Source organism: Adlercreutzia faecimuris (genome assembly GCF_022669055.1).
Lineage (GTDB): Bacteria > Actinomycetota > Coriobacteriia > Coriobacteriales > Eggerthellaceae > Enterorhabdus > Enterorhabdus faecimuris.
This window is the reverse complement of record NZ_JAJMLW010000002.1, coordinates 539,221-561,163: the sequence shown is the minus strand read 5'-3', so window position 1 is coordinate 561,163 and position 21,943 is coordinate 539,221. Positions and strand designations below refer to the sequence as shown.

Annotated in this window: 18 protein-coding genes, 2 tRNA genes and 1 pseudogene; 19 read left to right on the top strand and 2 right to left on the bottom strand. The window is 69.6% G+C overall.

Annotated features, from left to right (window positions below; genetic code table 11):
- Positions 1–124 precede the first annotated feature (124 nt).
- Complete coding sequence (locus tag LPT13_RS07640) at positions 125–1,117, top strand: glycosyltransferase family 2 protein (protein WP_430622570.1); 993 nt, start codon at positions 125–127, stop codon at positions 1,115–1,117.
- 261 nt (positions 1,118–1,378) lie between these two features.
- Here LPT13_RS07640 and LPT13_RS07635 read toward each other — a convergent pair whose 3' ends face one another.
- Complete coding sequence (locus LPT13_RS07635; protein ID WP_242165208.1) at positions 1,379–1,888, bottom strand: GtrA family protein; 510 nt, start codon at positions 1,886–1,888, stop codon at positions 1,379–1,381.
- Positions 1,889–2,084: 196 nt separating this feature from the next.
- Between LPT13_RS07635 and LPT13_RS07630 the strand changes: the two genes are divergently transcribed.
- Positions 2,085–2,159, top strand: a tRNA-Glu gene (locus tag LPT13_RS07630).
- 118 nt (positions 2,160–2,277) lie between these two features.
- Here the strand turns inward: LPT13_RS07630 and LPT13_RS07625 are convergent.
- Positions 2,278–2,353: transfer RNA gene (locus LPT13_RS07625), tRNA-Arg, on the bottom strand.
- 64 nt (positions 2,354–2,417) lie between these two features.
- On the opposite strand from LPT13_RS07625, the gene rlmD reads away from it, so the two are divergent.
- The 17 genes and pseudogenes from rlmD (at position 2,418) to mrdA (ending at position 21,943) form a co-directional block, all read left to right on the top strand.
- Positions 2,418–3,746, top strand: coding sequence for a 23S rRNA (uracil(1939)-C(5))-methyltransferase RlmD (rlmD, locus tag LPT13_RS07620; protein WP_242165206.1), 1,329 nt, complete (start codon positions 2,418–2,420; stop codon positions 3,744–3,746).
- A gap of 144 nt (positions 3,747–3,890) precedes the next feature.
- The gene (locus LPT13_RS07615; protein WP_242165204.1) at positions 3,891–4,409 is read left to right on the top strand and encodes a peptidylprolyl isomerase; all 519 of its coding nucleotides are present in this window, start codon (positions 3,891–3,893) and stop codon (positions 4,407–4,409) included.
- Positions 4,410–4,454: 45 nt separating this feature from the next.
- The gene (locus tag LPT13_RS07610) at positions 4,455–5,915 is read left to right on the top strand and encodes a tetratricopeptide repeat protein (RefSeq protein ID WP_242165202.1); all 1,461 of its coding nucleotides are present in this window, start codon (positions 4,455–4,457) and stop codon (positions 5,913–5,915) included.
- A gap of 80 nt (positions 5,916–5,995) precedes the next feature.
- Positions 5,996–6,401, top strand: a pseudogene (ndk, locus tag LPT13_RS07605) (nucleoside-diphosphate kinase).
- A 384-nt stretch (positions 6,402–6,785) separates the two neighbouring features.
- Positions 6,786–7,823 carry a 4Fe-4S dicluster domain-containing protein gene (locus LPT13_RS07600; protein ID WP_242165200.1) on the top strand — a complete coding sequence of 346 codons (1,038 nt, stop codon included), beginning with the start codon at positions 6,786–6,788 and terminating at the stop codon, positions 7,821–7,823.
- Positions 7,813–8,724: an FAD/NAD(P)-binding protein gene (locus LPT13_RS07595; RefSeq protein ID WP_242165198.1), complete on the top strand. Its 912-nt coding sequence runs from the start codon at positions 7,813–7,815 to the stop codon at positions 8,722–8,724. Before LPT13_RS07600 ends, LPT13_RS07595 begins: the two co-directional genes overlap by 11 nt.
- Before the next feature lies 1 nt (position 8,725).
- Positions 8,726–9,499, top strand: a complete 774-nt coding sequence (locus tag LPT13_RS07590; protein ID WP_242165196.1) for an NADH-quinone oxidoreductase subunit B family protein — start codon at positions 8,726–8,728, stop codon at positions 9,497–9,499.
- 2 nt (positions 9,500–9,501) lie between these two features.
- The gene (locus LPT13_RS07585) at positions 9,502–10,794 is read left to right on the top strand and encodes a Ni/Fe hydrogenase subunit alpha (RefSeq protein ID WP_242165194.1); all 1,293 of its coding nucleotides are present in this window, start codon (positions 9,502–9,504) and stop codon (positions 10,792–10,794) included.
- A gap of 101 nt (positions 10,795–10,895) precedes the next feature.
- Positions 10,896–11,804, top strand: a complete 909-nt coding sequence (locus LPT13_RS07580; protein WP_347264115.1) for a LysR family transcriptional regulator — start codon at positions 10,896–10,898, stop codon at positions 11,802–11,804.
- Between the two features lie 186 nt (positions 11,805–11,990).
- Positions 11,991–14,672, top strand: a complete 2,682-nt coding sequence (locus LPT13_RS07575; protein WP_242165190.1) for a molybdopterin-dependent oxidoreductase — start codon at positions 11,991–11,993, stop codon at positions 14,670–14,672.
- A 2-nt stretch (positions 14,673–14,674) separates the two neighbouring features.
- Positions 14,675–15,280, top strand: a complete 606-nt coding sequence (locus LPT13_RS07570) for a 4Fe-4S dicluster domain-containing protein (protein ID WP_242165189.1) — start codon at positions 14,675–14,677, stop codon at positions 15,278–15,280.
- Between the two features lie 9 nt (positions 15,281–15,289).
- A complete protein-coding gene (gene nrfD / locus LPT13_RS07565; RefSeq protein ID WP_242165186.1) occupies positions 15,290–16,357 on the top strand; it encodes an NrfD/PsrC family molybdoenzyme membrane anchor subunit in 1,068 nt (355 codons plus the stop codon).
- Positions 16,358–16,493: 136 nt separating this feature from the next.
- Positions 16,494–17,150, top strand: a complete 657-nt coding sequence (locus LPT13_RS07560) for a TorD/DmsD family molecular chaperone (RefSeq protein WP_242165185.1) — start codon at positions 16,494–16,496, stop codon at positions 17,148–17,150.
- A 133-nt stretch (positions 17,151–17,283) separates the two neighbouring features.
- Positions 17,284–18,339 carry a rod shape-determining protein gene (gene mreB, locus LPT13_RS07555; protein WP_160709828.1) on the top strand — a complete coding sequence of 352 codons (1,056 nt, stop codon included), beginning with the start codon at positions 17,284–17,286 and terminating at the stop codon, positions 18,337–18,339.
- Between the two features lie 13 nt (positions 18,340–18,352).
- On the top strand, positions 18,353–19,258 hold the full coding sequence (gene mreC, locus LPT13_RS07550; protein WP_242165183.1) for a rod shape-determining protein MreC: 906 nt from the start codon (positions 18,353–18,355) through the stop codon (positions 19,256–19,258).
- Positions 19,255–19,779: a rod shape-determining protein MreD gene (gene mreD, locus LPT13_RS07545; RefSeq protein WP_242165181.1), complete on the top strand. Its 525-nt coding sequence runs from the start codon at positions 19,255–19,257 to the stop codon at positions 19,777–19,779. The genes mreC and mreD overlap by 4 nt, the downstream gene beginning before the upstream one ends.
- 13 nt (positions 19,780–19,792) lie before the next feature.
- The gene (gene mrdA / locus LPT13_RS07540) at positions 19,793–21,943 is read left to right on the top strand and encodes a penicillin-binding protein 2 (protein WP_242165179.1); all 2,151 of its coding nucleotides are present in this window, start codon (positions 19,793–19,795) and stop codon (positions 21,941–21,943) included.

Below are 21,943 nucleotides of genomic sequence, written 5' to 3'. Positions count from 1 at the left end.
GCGGCCCGGCGCGGCCCATCGTCATCAATAAAGCGACGTTCGGCACGACGGGGGAGGGCGGCCCGGCGGGTGTTGGGGTATCATAAGCGGGATTATGCGCATCCCCGTCGAGAGGTTCCGAGCCGTGTCCGATCCCGCCGCCTACCGCACCGAGGCCCAGCAGGCCGCCATCGACCGCGTCCGCCGGGGCGAGGGCGTCGCCGTCCTCATCCCCTGCTACAACGAGGCCGTCACCATCGCCAAGGTGGTCGACGACTTCCGCCGCGCGCTGCCGGAGGCGGTCGTCTACGTCTACGACAACAACTCCACGGACGGCACGGCCGCCCTCGCCGCCGCCCACGGCGCGCAGGTACGCTTCGAGGGGCGCCAGGGCAAGGGCAACGTGGTGCGCCAGATGTTCCGCGAGATCGAGGCCGACTACTACCTCATGGTCGACGGCGACGACACCTACCCGGCCGAGGCGGCCGGCGACCTGCTCGCGCCGCTCGCGGCCGACGAGGCCGACATGACCGTGGGCGACCGCCTGTCCAACGGCAGCTACGGCGAGGAGAACGACCGCGCCTTCCACGGCTTCGGCAACGACCTGGTGCGCTTCCTCATTAAGGCCATCTACGGGTACGCCTTCGAGGACGTCATGACGGGGTACCGCGCCTTCAACCGCGTCTTCGTGAAGACGATGCCGGTGCTCTCCGAGGGCTTCCAGATCGAGACGGAGATATCCATCCACGCCGTGGACAAGCGCTGGCGCATCGCCGACGTGCCCATCACCTACCGCGACCGGCCCGAGGGCAGCTTCTCGAAGCTGTCGACCTTCGGCGACGGGGCGCGGGTGCTGCGTGCCATCACGTCGCTGTTCAAGGACTACCGCCCCTTCGCCTTCTTCGGCTGGCTGGCCCTGCTGTTCCTGGTGCTGGGCCTGGTGGCGGGCGTGCCCGTCATCGCGGAGTACCTCGCGACGGACTACGTGTCGAAGGTGCCCTCGGCGGTGCTCGCCGTGGCCCTCGTGCTGTGCGGCGCGCTGTCGGTGACGGCCGGCATCATCCTGGACACCGTGGCCAAGTCCCACCGCAAGCAGTGGGAGATCGACGTCTACGAGGCCTACCGCCGCGACGCCTAGGCGCCCGCGGGCGGGTCGGGCGCGACATCCGCGCGTTCAGGGCGGGGGCTGGCCGGACTCCGCCGGCAAGTTCAGGGGATAGGCGGCGCGGCTCGGGGGTTGGTGGGTTGTCGGCAAACCGAGACGCCCTCCTTATGCCGCGCCTCCCACGCCCCATGCTACCAGCCCGACCGGCGGCATCACAGTCGTGACTTTTGCTGCTTGTTTTGGCATAATGCCTGTTCAGGTTAGGTATTTTGTAATCGCGCGTTTACGTTTGCGCTAGCGGCGAGGGCGGCTGGGGACGCCGTGGGCCTCGTCGTCGGCACGTTCGCAGGACGTCGCGAGGTTCTCGCGGGCCTCGCCGACGGCCCGCTCGAGGGACTCCTCGGCCAGCTCGGCCTCGTCGCCGGCGTCGAGGAACTTCTTGCGGGTCACGAAGTTCCACACCATCACGATGAGGGTGGCGCCGATCTTGGTGAGGCGGTAGTCGACGGCGAGCACCGTGGTGCCCAGGTACATGCAGGCGTCGTTGATGATAAGGCCGATGACCGACAGCACCACGAAGATGGCGAACTCGCGCCGGCGCGACAGGCCCTCTTTATGGGTGAACACGTAGCGCATGGACGCCAGGTAGTTGAACGTCACCGACACGATGAACGAGACGGTCGCGCTCAGCAGGTAGTCCACGCCGAAGGCCTCGGTGAGCAGCACCATCAGCCCGTAGTCGATGACGAAGGCGATGACGCCCACCACGCCGAACTTCATGATCTGCTCGATGAGCTTGCGCACCTCTGACTCCCTCGCGCCGCGTGCCGTCGTCAGGGGGCCGGGCGCGCGCCCGGCCTGCCCCAGCGGCCATTGTGGGGAAAGGGCGCGCCGAGCGCAAGGGCGCAGGGGTCGAGGGGGCCGAAAATGTGCAGGAAATCCTTGCGCCCCCGTCGGGCGTCTGCCATACTAGACGGGCTGTTTTCGCAGCGCGCCTCTCGTCCCCATAGTCTAGAGGTCAGGACGCGGCCCTTTCAAGGCTGAGACACGGGTTCGATTCCCGTTGGGGGCACCACGGATGAACGGGCCTTTCTTCGGAAGGGCCCTTTTCATAGGCACGGGGAGAACCCGCTCGCGGGCGCGGGCGCGAAAACGAGAAGAACCCCGCCTGGCGGGGTTCTCGGGATGCGGGATGGTGCCCTCGACAGGATTCGAACCTGCGACTTTCTGCTCCGGAGGCAGACGCTCTATCCCCTGAGCTACGAGGGCGTGGCGCCTATTATACGACAACCTCCGCCGGGGCGGCGGGGGATTTTGACCGGGGAGGACGACCATGGACCAGACCCAGACCTTCACCGTCGAGCGCATGAGCTACGGCCCGGACGCCGTGGGGCGCCTTGCCGACGGCAAGGCCGTCTTCGTGCCCGGCGCGGCCCCCGGCGACGTGGTGGAGGCGGCCCTCGTGGAGGAGCGGCCCAGCTTCGCCCGGGCCCGGCTGGTGCGCGTGGCCGAGCCGGGCCCGGCCCGCGCCGCCGAGGTGCCGGCCTGCGCCGCGTCGGGCGCCTGCGGCGGCTGCCCCTGGGCGCCGCTCGCCTACGACGCCCAGCTGGCCGCCAAGCGCGCCAACGTGGTGAGCGCGCTCACCCGCAACGCCCGCCTCGACGCCGCCCGCGCCGAGGATCTGGTGACCCCGTGCGTGCCGAGCAAGCGCCAGTGGGGCTACCGCAACAAGGTCGAGCTGGCCGCCACCGCCGACGCGGCCGGGCGCCTCGCGCTCGGCTTCTACCGCGAGGGCACCCACGACGTGGACGTGGTGGACGCCTGCCCCGCCGCGGCCCGCGTCATTGAGAAGGCGCCCAAGGCCCTGCGCGGGGCGCTGCGCTACCTGTCGGGGTCCCAGGACCTGGGCATCTACCGGGTGGGGGTGCGCGGCAGCCTGCGCACCAAGGACGTGGAGGTGGCGCTCTGGACACCGCCGGGGCCCTTCCCCCGCGCCGCGGTGGCCAAGACCCTCGGCTCGGCCATCCGGGCCACGAGCGTCGTGCGCGTGCTGGCCGAGCCCGGCCGCGCCCGCAAGGTGAAGAAGGTGGAGACGCTGTCGGGCCGGGGCTGCTGGGGCGAGGAGCTCGCCGGCGCCCGCTTCCTCACGAGCGCGCCGTCGTTCTTCCAGGTGAACACGGCCCAGGCCGAGAGGCTCGTCGCGCTCGTGCTGGAGGGGCTCGAGGTGGCCGAGGGCGACTTCGTGGCCGACCTCTACGCCGGGGGCGGCACGTTCTCGGTGCCGCTGGCGCTGGCGGGCGCGGACGTCGTGGCCGTGGAGTCGGCCGGCTCGTCCGTGCGCGACCTGCGCCGCAACGCCCAGATGGCCGGCGTCGAGATCGAGGTCATCGGGGGCGACGCGGCCCGGGAGCTGCCCGAGCTCGGCGAGCTCGACGCGCTGGTGGTCGACCCGCCGCGCGCGGGGCTCGCCAAGGGCGTCGTGGGCGACATCGCCGCGGCGCGCCCGCGGCGCGTGGCCTACGTGAGCTGCGACCCGCAGACCTGGGCGCGCGACGTGGCGCTCTTCGAGCAGTCCGGCTACCGGCTGGCACGCGCCACGCCGGTGGACCTGTTCCCGCAGACCTACCACGTGGAGGTCACGAGCATCTTCGAGCGCGCCTAGCCCCTGGGCGTGGAGATTAACGGTATTCTGGCATTCGGCCTGGCGGGGCTGGTAGAATCCACTTTCATATGCGAGCATTCGCAGGGCCGCGTGCGCCCGCCTGGGGGCGGGCCGCCGCCGAAAGAGAGAAAGGACGCCATCACCATGGCCATGTACACTCCCGAGTACCAGCCCACGGGCGACGAGATCGCCGTCATCACCACCTCCAAGGGCACCATCCGCGTGCAGCTGGCGGGCAAGGACGCCCCCATCCACGTGGGCAACTTCGTCGAGCTCGCCCAGAAGGGCTTCTACGACGGCCTGAAGTTCCACCGCTACGTGCCGGGCTTCGTCATCCAGGGCGGCTGCCCCACCACGCGCGACGCCACCCCCGAGCAGGTCGCCAAGGGCCAGGGCCCCTTCGGCACCGGCGGCCCGGGCTACTCCATCAAGGAGGAGTTCACCACCAACCCGCATAACGAGCACAACGACGGCACCCTGGCCATGGCCCGCTCGTCCAACCCGAACTCCGCCGGCTCGCAGTTCTACTTCTGCCTGGGCGCCCAGCCCATGCTCGACTCGGGCTACACCGTGTTCGGCGACACCATCGAGGGCAAGGACGTCATCGACTCCCTGCGCGCCGGCGACGTCATCGAGTCCGTCGTCATCGAGAACGCCGCCTAGGACGCCCCGCCCGCGGCGAGGCCGAGGACTAACCGAAGGACCCCCATGAACAACCAGCTATTCGACCTGGCGAACCGGCAGTACCAGCAGAAGGACTACCAGGGCGCCCTCATGAGCTTCACCCAGTGCCTTCAGGACACGGCGAGCCCCCTCGCCCCCGGCGAGATGGGGCTGCTGTACCACCAGATCGGCAACTGCCTGGTCAAGCTGAAGAACCCCACGGAGGCCATCCACGCCTACACGCAGGCGACGGCCGACGCGACCTACAACGCCGCCGGCACCGTCGAGTGCAACCTGGGCATGGCCTACGCCTCGCTGCGCGACTACGACAACGCGGTGCGCTGCTTCGAGCAGGCCGTCGCCGACGACTCCTACGCCGCGGTCTACAAGGCCTACATGGGCATGGGCAACGCGCTCATGAAGCTGGGCAAGTCGGCCGAGGCCGGCGTCGCCTTCCGCGAGGCCGCCCTCGACGAGGAGAACCCGGATCCGACCAAGGCCCTGCTCAACCTGGGCGTGTGCTTCATGGCCCTCGACCGGCCGGCCGACGCGGTGGCCTCCTACGAGAGCGCCCTGCCCTTCGACATGGCCCCGGCCACCCGCAACAAGCTCTACGCGAGCCTGGGCCAGGCCTACGTGTCCTGCGGCGAGATGGCCAAGGCCGTCAGCGCCTTCGAGCAGGCCATCGCCGACAAGACCTACTTCCTGTCCGACTCGGCGAGCGTCGACTACCAGCGCGCCGTGGGCGCCGTCGCCCAGGGCGTGACCACCGTCGGCCAGGGCCTCGCCCCGGCCGCGCCCGCGCTGGCCGCCTCCCCCTCGGACACCTCGGCCCTCACCCAGGTGCTGCCCGTGGCTGACATGTCGGGCCTCGACGTGGCGGCGGACGGCACCTCCATGGCCGCCTACGAGGACGACGGCTACTACGACGACGGCTACGGCTACGACGACTACGAGACCCAGGACGCCTTCTACTACGACGAGGGCGCCTCCTACGACGACGAGGCCTACCCGGGCTACGTCGGCGTCTACGAGCAGGGCGAGGACCACTTCTTCAACGCCAGCGACGAGGAGCTGGAGCAGTGGTCGAAGGGCCTGGCCAAGCAGGACCGCAAGCGCCGCAACGTGGGGCTCAAGATCCTCGTGGCCCTCATCATCGTCATCCTGCTGGCCTGCGCCGGCGGCGTGGTGGCCTACACCCAGGGCTTCGGCTTCCCCAGCCAGGAGACGGTGGTGCGCGAGCTGTTCGCCGACCCGTCGGCCGCCAAGTCCGAGGTGTTCTCCAAGGCCACGAGCGAGTCGTCCATCGACACGATGATCGAGCCCGTCCAGCAGGACGCCAACCCCACCATCGACGGCATGAACAAGTCGATGAGCGACTCGACGGTCTACGTCACGGCCCACACGCCCGAGGGCGGAGCGGTGCAGTACCGCATCTCCATGGTGCGCGACCTCATAGGCTGGAAGGTGTCGAACATCGAGCTGTACTTCCCGAGCCAGAACTAGGCCCGGGCAGCCGAGGCATCACCGGGCCGCCCGCGGGCGGCCCGTCTGCGAGAAGAGAACGAGAAAGGAACCCAGAACCCATGGCTATCCAGAAGACCTACTCCATGATCAAGCCCGACGGCGTGCGCAACGGCCACATCGGCGAGATCGTCAACCGCTTCGAGCGCGCCGGCCTCGCCGTCGAGCGCATGGAGCTGGGCATGGTCACCCCCCGAGCAGGCGAAGGCCAACTACGCCGAGCACGAGGGCAAGCCCTTCTACGACGGGCTCATCGCGTACATCACCTCCGGCCCCGTGGTGAAGATGGTCATCTCCGGCGAGGGCGCCGTGGCCAAGTGCCGCTCGCTCATGGGCGCCACCAACCCGGCCGAGGCGGCCCCCGGCACCATCCGCGGCGACTTCGGCCTCATCATGGACGAGAACGTCATCCACGGCTCCGACTCCCCCGAGTCCGCCGAGCGCGAGATCGGCATCTTCTTCAACTAGCCCGCCAGGGAGGAGGAGAGAGGAAGGCCCCCTCGGGGGCCTTCTTTTTTTGCCGGCAGCACGTGAGGGGAGGGCGATCCTCCTCATTTTGCTCCCGCCCTGCAAATTCGCGCGTTTATGCACCCGGCGTACGCGAGTTCGGGTCGTTTTAGGGGCAGGGCCTGACGGCGACCTGGGGTTTTGCGCCTGCCGCTGCGGATAGGCGCCCCGTGTCCCGCGACAGGGAGTGCATAAACGCGCGAATTTGCAGGGCGGGGGCGATTTTCGAAGGCGGCCGGGCTGAATAAATCGCCCTCTCGCCGGGGCGTGGGGCGGGGCGCGGCGGCGGGGGAGTAGGATGAGGGCAATCGCCTTATCCCGCCGACGAGAGACTGAGGAAGACGCATGCTCTACCGTGTGATCGACGCCGCGGAGCTCCCCGCGCTCGTGGACGCGTTCATGGAGCGCTACGAGGTGATCGCCCCCGTCCGAAGCGGCCGCAGCTTCGCCTTCGAGGCCGTGGGCTCCTTCGACGACATCGTGCTGGACTACCCCACCACCATCACCTCCCCCAAGAAGTACGTGCTGCCCCCGCGCGAGACCCTGTTCGAGTTCGACGCCGCGGCCAACGAGGTGGCCGACTTCGTCGAGGAGGTCACCCCGCGGGTGATCTTCGGCGTCCATGCCTGCGACATCAACGCCCTGAACAGCCTCGACCTGGTCTTCCGCGACGCACGCTACCCCGACCCCTACTACGCGGCCCGCCGCGACGCCACCATGGTGGTCGGCATCAGCTGCACGCCGTCGGAGGGCTGCTTCTGCCACCTGGTGGACGCCGACGAGGCGCGCACCGGCTACGACCTGTTCCTCCAGGACATCGGCGGCCGCTACCTGGTGAGCATCGGCAGCGTCGAGGCGGCCAACATCCTGGAGGGGGCGTGCAACCCCCGCGAGGCCACCGACGAGGACCGCATCGCCTTCCGTCATGCCACCCGTCGGCGCCAGGCGTCGTTCAACCCCGACATCCCGAACATCCAGGAGGTGCCCATGCTCATGGACGCCTTCCACTCCGACCCGTTCTGGGAAGAGCTCGGCGGCCGCTGCCTGTCGTGCACGGCCTGCTCGAGCGTGTGCCCCACCTGCTACTGCTTCGACATCCGCGACACCATGGACCCCGACGGCGTGCACGGGCTTCGCGAGCGCACCTGGGACGCCTGCACCTCGCCCCAGTTCGCCGTCGTCGCCGGCGGCCACAACTTCCGCGCCGACGGGCGCAACCGCGTGCGGCATCGCATGTACCACAAGCTCAACGGCTTCATGGCCGCGCACGACCGCAACCTGTGCGTGGGCTGCGGCCGCTGCGTCTACGCCTGCAAGGCGGGCATATCGCCCATCGAGGTGCTCAGGTTCTTCGAGCGGAAGGGGGCAGACGATGCCGACTAGCCAGACCGTGCCCGGTGTGGCCGTTGCGCCGCTGCGCGACGAGGGAGCGCCCCTCACCGGGGCCGAGCTCGTCCGTGCGAACCCCTATCGGCCCTGGCCGGCGCGCATCACGTCCATCACCGACCTCACCGCCACCGAGAAGCTCTTCGAGTTCCGCTTCGTCGACGAGCGCATCCGCGAGGCATTCCGCCATGAGCCGGGCCAGTTCGTCGAGCTGTCGCTCTTCGGCGTGGGCGAGGCTCCCATCTCCATATCGAGCTCGCCGTCGAAGAGCGGCTTCATCGAGCTGTGCGTGCGTCGCGCCGGCACCTTCACCGAGCGGCTCCACCAGATGCAGTGCGGCGACATCGTGGGCATCCGCGGGCCGTACGGCCGGCCGTTCCCCTTCGACGACATGCGCGGGCACGACATCCTGCTCGTGGCCGGCGGCCTGGGCATCGCGCCCTTGCGCTCGCTCATCAACAACATCCACGACGAGCGCAGCGACTTCGGCAAGGTGACCATCATCTACGGATCGAAGAGCCCGGCCGAGGTGATGTTCCGCAGCCAGTTCGAGATGTGGCGCCACCGCAAGGACTTCGACCTCTACCTCACCGTCGACAACCCCGACGACACGTGGGATGGCGAGGTGGGCCTGGTCACCAAGCCCTTCGAGCACCTGGAGGTCGATCCGGGCCGCACCTTCGGCGCCGTGTGCGGGCCGCCGGTGATGTACCGGTTCGTGGTGGAGGAGATGCGCAAGAAGGGCATCAGCTACGACCACATCTACATGAGCTTCGAGCGGCACATGAAGTGCGGCATGGGCAAGTGCGGCCACTGCCAGATCGGGCACCAGTACTGCTGCATCGACGGGCCCGTGTTCAACTATTGGGAAGCGAAGAACATCCAGGGGTCGATGTAGCATGAGCGCGACGAACGAGAAGGCCCCCGCCCGCGTGGTGGTGGTGGGGCTGGCCAGCTGCTTCGGCTGCCAGCTGCAGATAACGAACATCGAGCGGCACCTGCTTGACGTGCTCGGCCAGGTGGACCTGCGCTACTGGCAGCTGACGTCGTCCGACCCCATGCCGGAGGAGTTCGACGTGGCCGTGATCGAGGGCGCCGTGACCACCGAGGAGGCCGTGCGCACCGTGCGCGAGCTGCGCGAGCGGGCGGGCACGGTCATCGCCATCGGCGCCTGCGCCGTGACGGCCGGCATACCGGCCATGGCGGCGCCCGGGTTCGCCGAGCGCGCGGCGTCCGTCTACGGCGACGAGGCGCCCGAGGCCTGCGGGTCGCTGCGCCCGCCCGCGCCCGTGTCGAGCGTCATCGCCGTCGACCACGAGGTGCGCTGCTGCCCCATTGACCCGCTCGACTTCGTCGACACGCTCCAGCGCGTGCTGCGCGGATCCAACAAGGCCGTTCCCACCTCCACGCTCTGCGGGGAGTGCAAGCGCAACGAGCGCGGCTGCTTCTACGGGCGTGAGACGCTGTGCCTGGGGCTCGTGACCCGCGCCGGCTGCGGCGCCCGCTGCCCCGACCTGGGACGGCCCTGCAACGGCTGCGCGGGCCTCTCGCCTGACGCCAACGTGGCCTCGGCCCGTGCCGTCGCCGCGCGCAGCGGCGTCGACCCCGCGCGGCTCGACAAGGCGCTCGAGCTGTTCAACACCGTCGACCCGAGCCTCGCCTCGAAAGGATAGCCATGGCTGTGACCGCTATCAGCATCGACCACATCGCCCGCATCGAGGGTCACGGCAACGTGCGCCTGGTCATCGAGGACGGCCAGGTGCTCACCTGCCAGATGGAGGTGGTGGAGCCCGCCCGCCTGTTCGAGTCGATGGTGGTGGGACGCCCCTTCGAGGAGGTGCCCTACGTGGCCTCGCGTATCTGCGGCATCTGCTCGTCGTCGCACGTGGTCACCGATCTGCGTGCCATCGAGGCGGCCCTCGGCGTGTCCGTGACCGACCGCACGGCGGCCCTGCGCGAGCTTCTGGTGTACGGCTCGTTCCTCCAGAACCACGCCACCCACCTGTTCGTGTTCAGCGCGCCCGACTTCCTGGGGCACCGCAGCGTGTTCCCCCTGGCCGACGAGAACCCGGCGCTGTTCGACCGGGCGCTCGCGCTCAAGGCCCTCGGCAACGAGCTGTGCACCGCCGTGGGCGGGCGCTCGGTTCACCCCATCACCGCGGTGACGGGCGGCTTCACCCACGAGCTCACGGCCGCCGAGTACCGCTCCCTGGCCGACAAGATGGACGCCATGGCGGACTTCGCCGTGGAGGCGGTGGACCTGTTCGACGGGTTCGAGGTGCCCGCCATCGAGACGGCCGGCGACATGCTGGCCATGGTGGCCCCAGGCCGCTACCCGGTGTGCGACTCCGACACGGCCCGCTTCGTGCGCGCCGGCTACGACTTCGACTGCTCCCAGGTGGAGGCCGAGGTGGAGGAGTACCCGGTGGGGCGCTCGGCGGCCTTCCTGGCCCGCGCCCGCCGCACTGGCTCGCCCTACCTGACCGCCGCCCTCGCGCGCGTCAACGCGTCGTGGGGCGCGCTCAGCCAGCGGGCCCGCTACGCCGCCGCCAAGGCGGGGCTGCGCCCGCCCGAGCTCAACCCCTTCATGAACAACCTGGCCCAGGCCGTCGAGCTGGTGGACGTGCTCGACCGCTGCGCGGGCCTGTGCCGCCGCCTGGCCGAGCCCGACGGCTTCGAGGGCTCGAGCGAGCCCGTGGCCTTCGAGGTGCGCGCGGGCGAGGGGGTCGGGTTCACCGAGGCGCCCCGCGGCGCGCTGTTCCACCGCCTGGCCATCGACGCGGACGGCCGCGTCGCCCGCGCCAACATCCTCACGCCCACGGCGCAGAACGTGGCCAACCTCGAGGCGGACATGCGCCTCCTGGCCGAGAAGCTGGTGGGGGAGGGCCGCTCGGAGGCCGCCATCCGCCTGGAGGTGGAGAAGCTCGTCCGCGCCTACGACCCCTGCCTGTCCTGCAGCGTGCACTAGCCCCGCGCGCCCGCCCCGTCCTGGTCGGGCGCGCCCTGCCCCCGCGCTTTCCGTCGGTTATAATGAACCTCGTTCATGGGGGATGAGCGAGAAGGGGAGCCGTGCACGTTAACCAGATAAGGCATTTTCTCGACGTGGCGAGGACCCACTCGGTCACCCAGTCGGCAGCCAACCTCTACATCACGCCGCAGGGGCTGAGCCGCTCGATCGCGCAGCTGGAGCGCGAGGCGGGGCTCGTGCTCTTCACGAGGACCAACCGCGGCTCCGAGCTCACCGAGGACGGCCGGCGCTTCCTGCCGCTCGCCGAGGAGGTCCTGCGCTCCTACGAGGAGTTCGAGCGCGAGGTGGCGAAGCTCTCGGTGGCCTCGGCGCGCGGCGTCGAGGGTGGCCTCAAGCTGGTGGTTCCGCCCCTCTTCACGATCACCAACATGCTCTCGCGCATACTCGGCCGGCTCGCCGAGGAGATGCCCGACGTCAGGGTCACCGTCTCCGAGCACAACTCGTGCGACATGATCGGCTACGCGCGCAACCTGTCGGACGAGCAGCTGTCCTCGACGCTCCTCATCGCCACCGTGCCCGAGTACCGCGCCAAGGACTACCTCTCCGGCGACCGGTACCTGCTGACCAGGCTCTTCGACATCCCCATGGGGATCCGCGTGTCCGCGGACCACCCGCTGGCGACGCGCCGGAGCGTGACCCGCGCCGAGCTCGCCCGCGAGCGCATCTGCTGCTATGCCGAGCCGGTGATCGAGGAGGTCACCGACTGGCTGCTGGCAGACTACGGCGGGGCCGACTACGCCTTCAAGGGCAGCGTGAGCGATCTGGCGGAGCGCTTCCCCGACGCGGTGTCCATCTCGGGCGGCTACCCGGGAAGGCCCCCGCGAGAGGGCTGCGTCGACATCCCCATCCTCGACACCGTCACCGTGCACGCCATCGCCATCGCCGCGAACCCCACGTCGTCCCTCGTCCGGCGGATGAGGGACTGCTGCCAGGGCGTCTTCAGGTCCTAGCGCCGGCGTGCCGAGGGGCCCTTGCGGCGGCATTCCCCCGATTCGTCAATGAAATACCAGGTCGGAAGGGCATCAACGGCGAGTTGACGCCCCGGCTAAGCCGTTGCTTATTCCAGTTGGCCCCTTCTCCTCCCTACCATGGGGCTGCGCAAGAGGAGCGCAGGAGAACAAAGAGGAGGAGGGAGCATGGGAATGCTTTCCACGACGTCAACCCGGCGCACGTTCCTGAAGGGAGCCGCGCTCAGCGCGGCGGCGGCGCTGGGCGCGGGGCTCACGCTTGACGGGGCCGCCACGCTCGCCGAGGCCGACGAGGGCCCCGCCCAGGAGAAGTGGGTCAAGACGTTCTGCGGCACGTGCATCTTCACCAACTGCGGCATGGAGGTGAAGGTGGTCAACGGCGTCGCGACGGAGATCCGCGGCAACAAGGACCATCCCGCCAACCAGGGCACGATGTGCCCGCGCGGCGCGGCGCAGCTGATGAACCTGTACGACCCGTACCGCTGCAAGGTGCCCGTGAAGCGCACCAACCCGGAGAAGGGCCTCGACGTGGATCCCCAGTGGCAGGAGATCCCCCTGGAGGAGGCCAAGGAGATCATCTTCACGAAGATGGAGGAGTGCTACGCGAAGGACCCGCGCCGCCACATGTTCATGTACGGCTTCGGCGACACCCTTCACGAGGGCCCCTACCAGAAGACCTACACCGCCATCATGGGCACGCCGAACTACGCCATGTCCTGCGGGCCGCTGTGCGAGGTGCACCACGCCCCGCAGCTGTTCAACAACACCTTCATCGACCGCGTGGACGTGGGGCACTGCAACTACCTCATCACGCTCGGGCGCAACATGGGCGCGAGCGCCGCGTTCGCGTCCGGCCCGTCTCGCGCGATGGCCGACGCCTGGAAGCGCGGCATGAAGACGGTCGTCGTCGACCCGCACTGCAACGTCGAGGCATCCCACGGCGAGTGGCTGCCCATCCGCCCCGGCGGCGACATGGCCTTCTGCATGGCGATGATCAACGTGCTGCTGCACGAGCTCAACGTCTACGACGGGCCGTACCTGCGCGAGCGCACCAACCTGCCCTACCTCATCCAGGAGGATCAGGACTACTACCGCAACCCCGAGACCGGCAAGCCCATGATGTGGGACGCGGCCGAGGGCGTCGCGAAGGACTACGACGCGGAGTTCGGCGAGGTAGCGCTCGAGGGGGCCTATACCGTGAACGGCACGCCCGTCGAGACCGCCTTCGAGAAGATCAAGGCGTCGGTCAAGGACACCACGCCCGAGTGGGCGGAGGGCAAGACCGGCATCAGCGCCGAGGACATCCGCCGCGTCACCACCGAGTTCGCCGAGGCGGCCCAGATCGGCTCGACCATCGTCATCGACGGCGTCGAGATGCCCTACCGCCCCGTCTGCCTGGCCGCCGGCCGCGGCTCCGCCAACACGATGCAGGGGCAGCGCACCTACATCGTGGCCGACACGGTCAACATGCTCGTGGGCGCCCTCGGCGTGCCCGGCTCGCTCATCCACGTCGAGCACCCGAAGTTCGAGGTGGAGGACGGCGTCATCCTGCCCGAGAAGCTGACCACCTACCTGGAGAAGTACGACGCCGGGTTCACCATCCCGTTCAACGACATGACCGGCAAGCAGTTCTCCGCCCTGGCGCGCTTCCCCGTGCTCACCACGGCCATGGGCGCCATCGTCGATCCGGCGAAGTACTTCGTCGACTACGACATCGACGTGCTGTTCCCCATCGGATCCAACGGCTTCATGGCCGACACCGACCGCGACCTGTTCGTCCAGGCCTACAAGAAGGTGCCCTTCATCTTCACCACGGGCCTGCTCATGGACGAGTGCTCGCTGTTCTGCGATGTCATCCTGCCCGAGCACTCCTCGCTCGAGCGCCAGCAGATCCACCCCATCGAGGAGATCATGACGGCCGGCGTCGACTCGCTGCGCGTCGGCGGCGTCAACTACAAGGAGAGCCCCGTCGAGCACGTGTACGACACGGTGCAGTTCGAGGAGTTCGTCATGGAGCTGGCCTACCGCCTCGGCCGCGGCCCGCAGCTCAACATGACCACGTCCGGCTTCTTCGGCCTGATGGGCACGCCCTACCAGCTCGACCCGACTAAGCGCTACACCTATGCCGAGGTGCTCGACCGCTACCTCAAGGCCACGACGAAGGACGACGGGAAGGGCATCGACTGGTTCCGCGAGAACGGCTTCTGGACCTTCGAGCGCCCCGTCGAGGACTGCTACGACTACTGCATCCAGGGTGCCGGCCGCCTGCCCGTCTACGACCACCGCGACCTCATGGTGGGCCGCCACCTCAAGGCGAACTGCGAGAAGTGGGGCGTCGAGCAGCCCGGCTGGGAGGGCCGCATGGACGAGGTGTACGCCGAGTACACGCCCGTCCCCGAGTGGCACGAGAACTCCCTCACCGCCTCGACCGACGACGGCTTCGATCTGTACTGCGTCAACTGGAAGATCTCGCCGCGCATCCTCGGGCTGGGTGGCGCCGACAACAACGTGTGGCTGCGCGAGGTGGTGGAGAACCACGAGTTCGACGACCTTTGCATCCAGATCAACCCCCTCGCGGCCGAGGCGCGCGGGCTCAAGACCGGCGACAAGGTGCTGGTGGAGTCCCAGTTCGGCGGCACGGCTGAGGGAGTCGTTAAGGTGACGGGCCTCATCCGCGAGGACTGCCTGGGCTTCCCGGCCCAGGGCGGCCACGTGTCGAAGTTCCTCAACCCGGCCGCGCAGCGGGGCACCAACTACAACCAGCTGCTCTCGGCGAAGGACGGCGACTACTTCACGGTGAGCGGATCCATCTCCATCGCGTCTCGCGTTAAGATCAGGAAGGCGGAATAACCATGCACTATGGAATGGTCATAGATCTCGGGCGCTGCATCGGCTGCAACGCGTGCACCGTGGCGTGCAAGCAGAAGAACGCCACTCCGCGGGGAACGTTCTGGTGCAAGGTGACCACCACCGAGGAGGGGGAGTACCCCAAGGCCTACCGCAAGTCGGTTCCCACGCTGTGCAACCACTGTCAGAACGCGGTCTGCGTGGCGGTCTGCCCGACCCATGCCACCTACAAGCGCGAGGACGGCATCGTCATGGTGGACCAGGACAAGTGCATCGGCTGCCGCTACTGCATCGCCGCGTGCCCCTACGAGGCCCGCACCTTCGACTTCGGCGAGGACAAGACCTACTTCCCCGAGCTTGAGGGGGACAACCCCTACGAGTCGGCCCACGAGGGGGCGTTCCACGCGGGCACGGTGAGCAAGTGCATCCTGTGCTCTGATCGCATCGACTCCGGCGACGTGTCCACCGCCTGCTCGCAGGCCTGCCCGACCCACGCGCGCATCTTCGGCGACCTCGACTCGCCCGAGATGCAGGAGCTCATCAGGCGGGGCGCCTACGTCATGCGCCCCGACCAGCGCACCCAGCCCGCCGTCTACTACCTGCCCCGCTAAGGAGGAGCTATGTCTACTGAAGCTGCAAGGAAAGCGGGCGCGAGCCGCGCTCCGATGATCGTGGCCGCCGTCCTCGCCTGCGCCGGCATCGCGGCGTGGATCTTCCAGATAACCCAGGGGCTGCAGGTGACCTCGCTGACCCAGACCTATATCTGGGGCCTGTCCGTCTCGGTGTTCTACGCGATGATGGCCTGCGCCGCCGGCCTGATGGCGCTGTGCGGGTTCTCGGAGTTCAAGCCGTCGGTGATGAGCGTCGACGAGCGCAAGCTCGCCATGGCCGCCGCGGCTCCGACGATGCTCGCCGCCGGCGTGCTGATCATCATGGACCTCGGCAACCCCGGCGCCTTCATCAACCTCATCACCTCGCTCAACCTCACCTCGTTCACGGTGCTCGACTTCTGGGCGGTCCTGCTCGCGGTCATCGTCGGCGTGGTCTACCTGGCCCTGCTGGCCCGCGGGTCGCAGGGGCGCGCCATCGGCGTGGTCGCCATGGCCGCGTCTGTGCTCGTCATCGTCATCGAGGGAATCATGATGGCGAACAACACCTCGCACACCCTGTGGGCCTCGGGCATGAGCGTCGCCTCGTTCCTCGTGGCCGCGTTCACGGGCGGCACCGCCCTGCTGGCCGCCATCGCCCCGCGCCATAAGAACCTCTTCGTGGCCGGCCTCATCGCCATGGCCGCCGTCATCCTCGCGGAGACGGTGACCGGGCTGATCTCCGGCACCGACCTCTCCCGCGGCCTCATGGCCTCCATCGTGGCCGGCGCCTACGCCCCGTACTTCTGGATCAGCCTCATCGTGGGCATCGTCATTCCGCTGCTCCTCGCGGTGGGCGGGAAGAGCCTGGTCGCGGCCGCGGCATGCGCCGTCGTCGGCCTGGCCTGCGAGAAGCTCTGGTTCGTGCTGGCGGGCGAGGCGGAGGTCGGCCTGGCCTTCCACCACATCGGCCCCGAGGCCGAGTCGTTCGCCACGCTGCTCTACGTGCCGAGCGTCGTCGAGGTCCTCATGACGCTCGGGTGCCTGGGCCTGGCGCTGCTGCTGTTCCTCATCGTGCGCGCCGCGCTGCGCGAGGGCTAGCCCGGCTTCCTCCCTCCAACCGGGCGGGCCCGCATTCGACGGCGGCGGGCCCGCCGGCCCCCTCGCCCTGCGTGGGCGGGGGAGCCGGCCGGGCCCGCCTGCCGGCAAGAGAGAAAGACCTATCAGGGGGTTTACCATGGAAGTGAGAAGAAGCGACGAGGACGCGGTCAGCGTCGAGGCCGCCGCCGAGACGCTGCGGATGCTCTCCGGCGTCATGGGCTCGGTTCCGGACGGGGAGTGGACGCCCTCCCTCGTCAAGGCGGTCGAGGCGCTCGGCGACGATGCGCCGGGCTGCGCTCGCATGCGCCGCTACCTGGGGGAGCATGCCGGCGAGGATGACTTCGTGCAGGCGCTGGCCGTCGATTGGACGCTCGCGTTTCGCGGCGTCAGCCCCGCGCACGGCCCGCGGCCTCCCTACGCGGGCGCGTGGCTGGGCGATGACGGCACGGGCGTGGGCGTCATGCTCGCCGTGAACTCCTGCTACGTCGCGGAGGGCCTCGGGACGAGCGGGTCGAAGCCCAACCGCCTCGACTACCTGGGCGTCGAGCTCGAGTTCATGGCGCACCTGCTCTCCAAGGCCGCCGCCGGCGGCGAGGGGGCGCGTGAGGCCGAGGCGTCGCTCTCGTCGTTCATCGACCGCTACGTCCTCTCCTGGCTTCCGCGCTACCGCGCGCAGGTGGAGGAGCGCTGCAAGACCGAGTTCTGGAAGGGCTTCCTCGAGCTGACGGAGTCCGCGGTCCGCGAGGTGCGCGCCGCGCTTTCCGGGGACGACGGCCGCGCGTCCGACGCGTAGGAGCCTCCGGCCTGGTGGGGCGGTGTGTGCCCTGTGGAGTTTCGCGGGGCGGGGCGGGCCTGTGATAGAATTCGAATCTAACTGAACCGATTACCGATTCACGCCCGAAACCTGACCCAAGGGGAAAGCTAGTATGTCCTTTCTAGACATGTTCTCGGGGTTGACCGGCCAGATGTCCGCGGACATGGCCATCGACCTGGGGACGGCAAACACGCTGGTCGCCATCACGGGCGAGGGCATCGTCATCAACGAGCCCTCGGTCGTCGCCATAGAGAAGTCCACCCACCGCGTCCTGGCCGTCGGTCACGAGGCGAAGAACATGATCAACCACACGCCGGAGGCCTTCTCGGCGGAGCACCCGCTCAAGGACGGCGTCATCGCCGACTACGACGTGACCGAGGCCATGCTGTCGGCCTTCATCAACAAGGCGTCCGAGCGCAAGTACCCCTGGCAGCCCAAGCCCCGCATCGTCATCTGCATCCCCTGCGGCGCCACCTCGGTCGAGAAGCGCGCCGTGTTCGAGGCCGCCATCCAGGCCGGCGCCCGCCAGGCCTACCTCATCGAGGAGCCCATGGCCGCCGCCATGGGCGCCGATCTGCCCGTCACCGAGCCCACCGGCTCCATGGTCGTCGACATCGGCGGCGGCACCACCGAGGTGGCCGTCATCTCGCTCGGCGGCATCGTCACCTCCAGCTCGCTGCGCCTGGCCGGCAACCGTCTCGACGAGGCCATCGCCGTGCACCTGCGCGACCTTCTGGGCATCAAGATCGGCGAGCGCACCGCCGAGGTCATCAAGATCAAGATCGGGTCGATCCTGCCCTTCGAGGACGGCCGCGAGCGCGACATGATCATCTCGGGCCAGGACATGATCACCGAGCAGCCCAAGGAGGTCACCATCCAGTCCGAGGACGTCCGCGCGGCGCTCCAGGCCCCCATCGAGGAGATGGTCCTCCACATCAAGGAGACCTTCAAGAAGACCAACCCCGACCTGGCCTCCGATATCATCCAGAACGGCATCCTGCTCACGGGCGGCGGCGGCCTGCTCCACGGGCTCGACCGCTACCTCACCAACGAGCTGGAGATCCCCGTGTGGGTGTCGGAGACGGCGCTCACCAACGTGGTGTCCGGCTGCCTGAAGGTGCTCGAGACGCCCACCGCCCTGCGCCAGACGCTCATGCGCTCCAAGTAGGCCGCCCCACTCGATGGCCCTCAGCTTCCAAAACCAGGGATCGGCGCTCGCGAGGCGGGTGCTGCTCGTCGTCTTCCTCGTCGTGTCGCTCGCGACCATGACCGTCTACGCCCGCGAGGGGTCCGACGGCGTGCTCCATCGCGCCCAGGCCGCCGTGGCCGGCGCCGTGGCGCCCCTGCGCGCGGCCGGCGCCGCGGCCGACGCCGCCGTGGACGGCGCCGTCGACGCCGCGGCCGACGCCGGCGCCGACGAGGGCACCCTCACCGCCCTGCGCGAGCAGAACGAGCAGCTGCGCCAGGCCCTCGCCCAGGGCGAGGAGTACCGGCTCGAGGCCCAGCGCCTCCAGGAGCTGCTGAACCTGAAGGACGCCTACAAGCTGGAGGGCACCGCCGCCCGCGTCATCGGGCGCTCGACCGACGCCTGGAACCAGACCGTCACCATCGACGCCGGCTCCGACGCGGGCGTCGAGACGGGCATGACCGTCATGGGCCCCACCGGCGTGGCGGGCCAGGTCGTGGCCACCGCGCCGGGCTCGTCCACGGTGCGCCTGCTGTCCGACCCGGCCTCGGGCGCCGCGGCGCTCATCCAGTCCAGCCGCGCCGAGGGCATCGTCCGCGGCTCGCTCGACGGCCTGCTCTACCTCGAGAACATCGGCGCCGACGTGACGGTGTCGGTCGGCGACGTGGTGCTGACGAGCGGCCTGGGCGGCAGCTACGTGCGCGGCCTGCTCATCGGCACGGTCGCCCGCGTGGACGGCGCCGCCGGCGACGCCACGCGCCGCATCGTCGTGGCGCCCGGCGAGTCGATCCGCGCCCTCGAGGAGGTCTTCGTGGTGTCCAAGGCCGACTCCCCGGCGGCGGGCGACGGCGGCTCTGCGTCGACGGGCTCCTCCGGCTCGCAGGGAGGTGCCGCGTCATGACCGACGGACGCGAGCGCATCGCGCTCATAGTAGGCGCGCTCATCGCCCTGGTGCTCCAGGTCGTGCTGGCGCCGGTTGTGGCCGTGGGCCCCGCCCAGCCGAACCTCATCGCCGTGTACTGCGTGGCGGCCGCCGTCGCGCGGCCCCAGAGCTGCGGCTACGTGCTGCCCTTCGTGATGGGCATGGCCTACGACCTCATCGGCGGCGGGCCGGTGGGGGCCATGGCGTTTCTGCTCGTCTTGGTAACATTTGCCGCTTCCCGGGCCATGGGGGCCCTCAACAATGACACGCTGTTCATGCCCCTGGCCATCCTCATGGCGTCGCTCGTCGCGGTGGAGGTGCTCTACGGGGCGCTCTGCCTGGCCGGCGGCGTGGGGGGCACGCTCCCGGGCGCGCTCGCCTACCGGGCGCTTCCCTGCGCGCTCTACGACTGCGCCGCGGGGATCGTGGTCTACCCGCTCGCCGCGCGATTCCTGGTCGGGCAGCCTCTGCAGCACCCGGGGTCGCCTCAACTTCGCTAAGGAGGCTTAGGTCTTGCTCGCAGCCATCATCGCGGCCATCGCCGCGGGCCTCGTGGTCGTGGCCGTCATCGTGGCCGTCGCCATCGTGCGCAGCCGGCGCGCGTCGGCGGCCGCCCCGCGCAAGGACGTCCAGCAGCTCGACACCGTGGGCGTGGGCACCTCGCCCCTCGACGGGGCCCCGTCCGGCGCCGGCGACGTGCACGTCACCCGCGGCCAGACCGCCGTGAAGAAGCCCGCCGACGGCCTCAGGTCGCGCTTCGTGGCCCTGGGCCTTCTGGCGACGGCCGTGTTCGGGTCGCTCGGCGCCAAGCTCTGGAGCCTCCAGGTGCTCTCGTCGTCGGACTACTCGCGCGACGCCGAGAAGAACCTCTACTCCACCGTGTCCACCCCGGCGCCCCGCGGGCTCATCTGCGACGCCCAGGGCACGCCGCTGGTGAAGAACCGCTCGAGCCAGACGGTGCTGGCCGACGCCGAGGTGGCCGACGACCGCGACGTGGTGCGGCGCCTGGCAGCCGTGCTGGGCGTGCCCGCCGGCGTGGTGCGCCAGCGCATCCAGGACGCCTCGGGCGGCGCCCAGTCCCAGCGCGTGGTGGCCGACGACGTGCGCCTGCGCGACGTGGCCTTCATCTCCGAGCACTCCGACGCCTTCCCCGGCGTGGCCGTCGAGACGCGCACCGTGCGCGAGTACCCCTTCGGCGCCCTGGCCGCCCACGTGCTGGGCTACACCGGGCCCCCGTCGGAGGACGAGCTCAAGGCGAAGCTGGAGGGCCGCGAGATCAAGGCCACCGACACGGTGGGCAAGAGCGGCGTCGAGGCCTTCTACGACGGCCTCATATCCGGCGACCACGGGCAGCGCCGCGTGCTGGCCGACGCGGCCGGCCGGGCGGTGGAGGTGGTGAGCGAGACCCAGGCCACCAAGGGCTCCGACGTGCACCTGACCATCGACGCCCGCGTGCAGTACGTGGCCGACAAGACGCTGGCCGACCTCGTGGCGCCCGACGGCGTCATCGGCCGGGGCCGGGGCGTGGCCGCGGCGGCCGTGGTCATGGACGTGCGCGACGGCGCGGTGCTGGCGCTGTCGAGCTTCCCCACCTTCGACCCCGCCAACTTCACCGGCGGCATCCCCCAGGAGATCTGGGACCTCTACACGAGCGAGGACTCCCACGAGCCCCTGAGCAACCGCGTCATATCCGGCCAGTACCCGGCCGCGTCCACCTACAAGGCGTTCACGTCGCTCGCGGGCCTGGAGTACGGCTTCGCCTCGCCCACGTCGGGCTGGGTGTGCGAGGGCAAGTGGGACGGCTTCGGGTCGGGCGACGTGCAGATGTGCTGGAACCACTCGGGCCACGGCGGGCTCGACCTGCGCGGGGGCATCGTGCACTCCTGCGACGTGGTGTTCTACGAGATAGCGAAGGCGTTCTTCGACCACGGGCCGGCCGGCACCGGCCAGGTGTCCGAGACGGCGCTGCAGGACTACCTGGCCCGCTTCAACCTGGACAAGGCCACCGGCATCGACCTGGCCAACGAGGCGGCCGGCACCATCCCCACCCCGGCGTGGAAGGCCGAGCGCTGGCGCAACGTGCCCTCCGAGGCCCCCTGGCGCGGCGGCGACTACACCAACATGATCATCGGCCAGGGCTACGTGCTGGTGACCCCGCTCGAGATAGCGGCGGCCTACGGCGGTGTGGCCACGGGAAGGATCATGCGCCCGCACCTGCTCAAGGACGTGCGCAACGCCGCGGGAGACGTGGTGGTGACCTTCGAGCCCGAGGTCGTCACCGAGGTGGACGCCAACGCGTCGCACCTGGCCTACGTGCGCGACGCCCTGCGCGGCGTCATCGTCGAGAACGAGAAGGTGGCCCGGATGTTCGCCGAGGCCGGGGTGCAGGCGGCGGGCAAGTCGGGGACCGGCGAGAACAGCGGCGCGGCCGACCACGCCTGGTTCGTGGCCTACGCGCCCTACGACGACCCCAAGTACGTCGTCACCGTCATCATCGACCAGGGCGGCGGCGGTTCGGAGGTGGCGGCCCCGGTGGCGGCGAAGCTGCTCGGCGCGGCCATGGCCGCCGACGCCGGCGCCGACCTCGAGGCGCCCCAGCGGGTGGCCGGGTTCACGGGCAAGTCGGTCGAGTACCACGGCACGAGCGCCGGGCGAACGGACTAG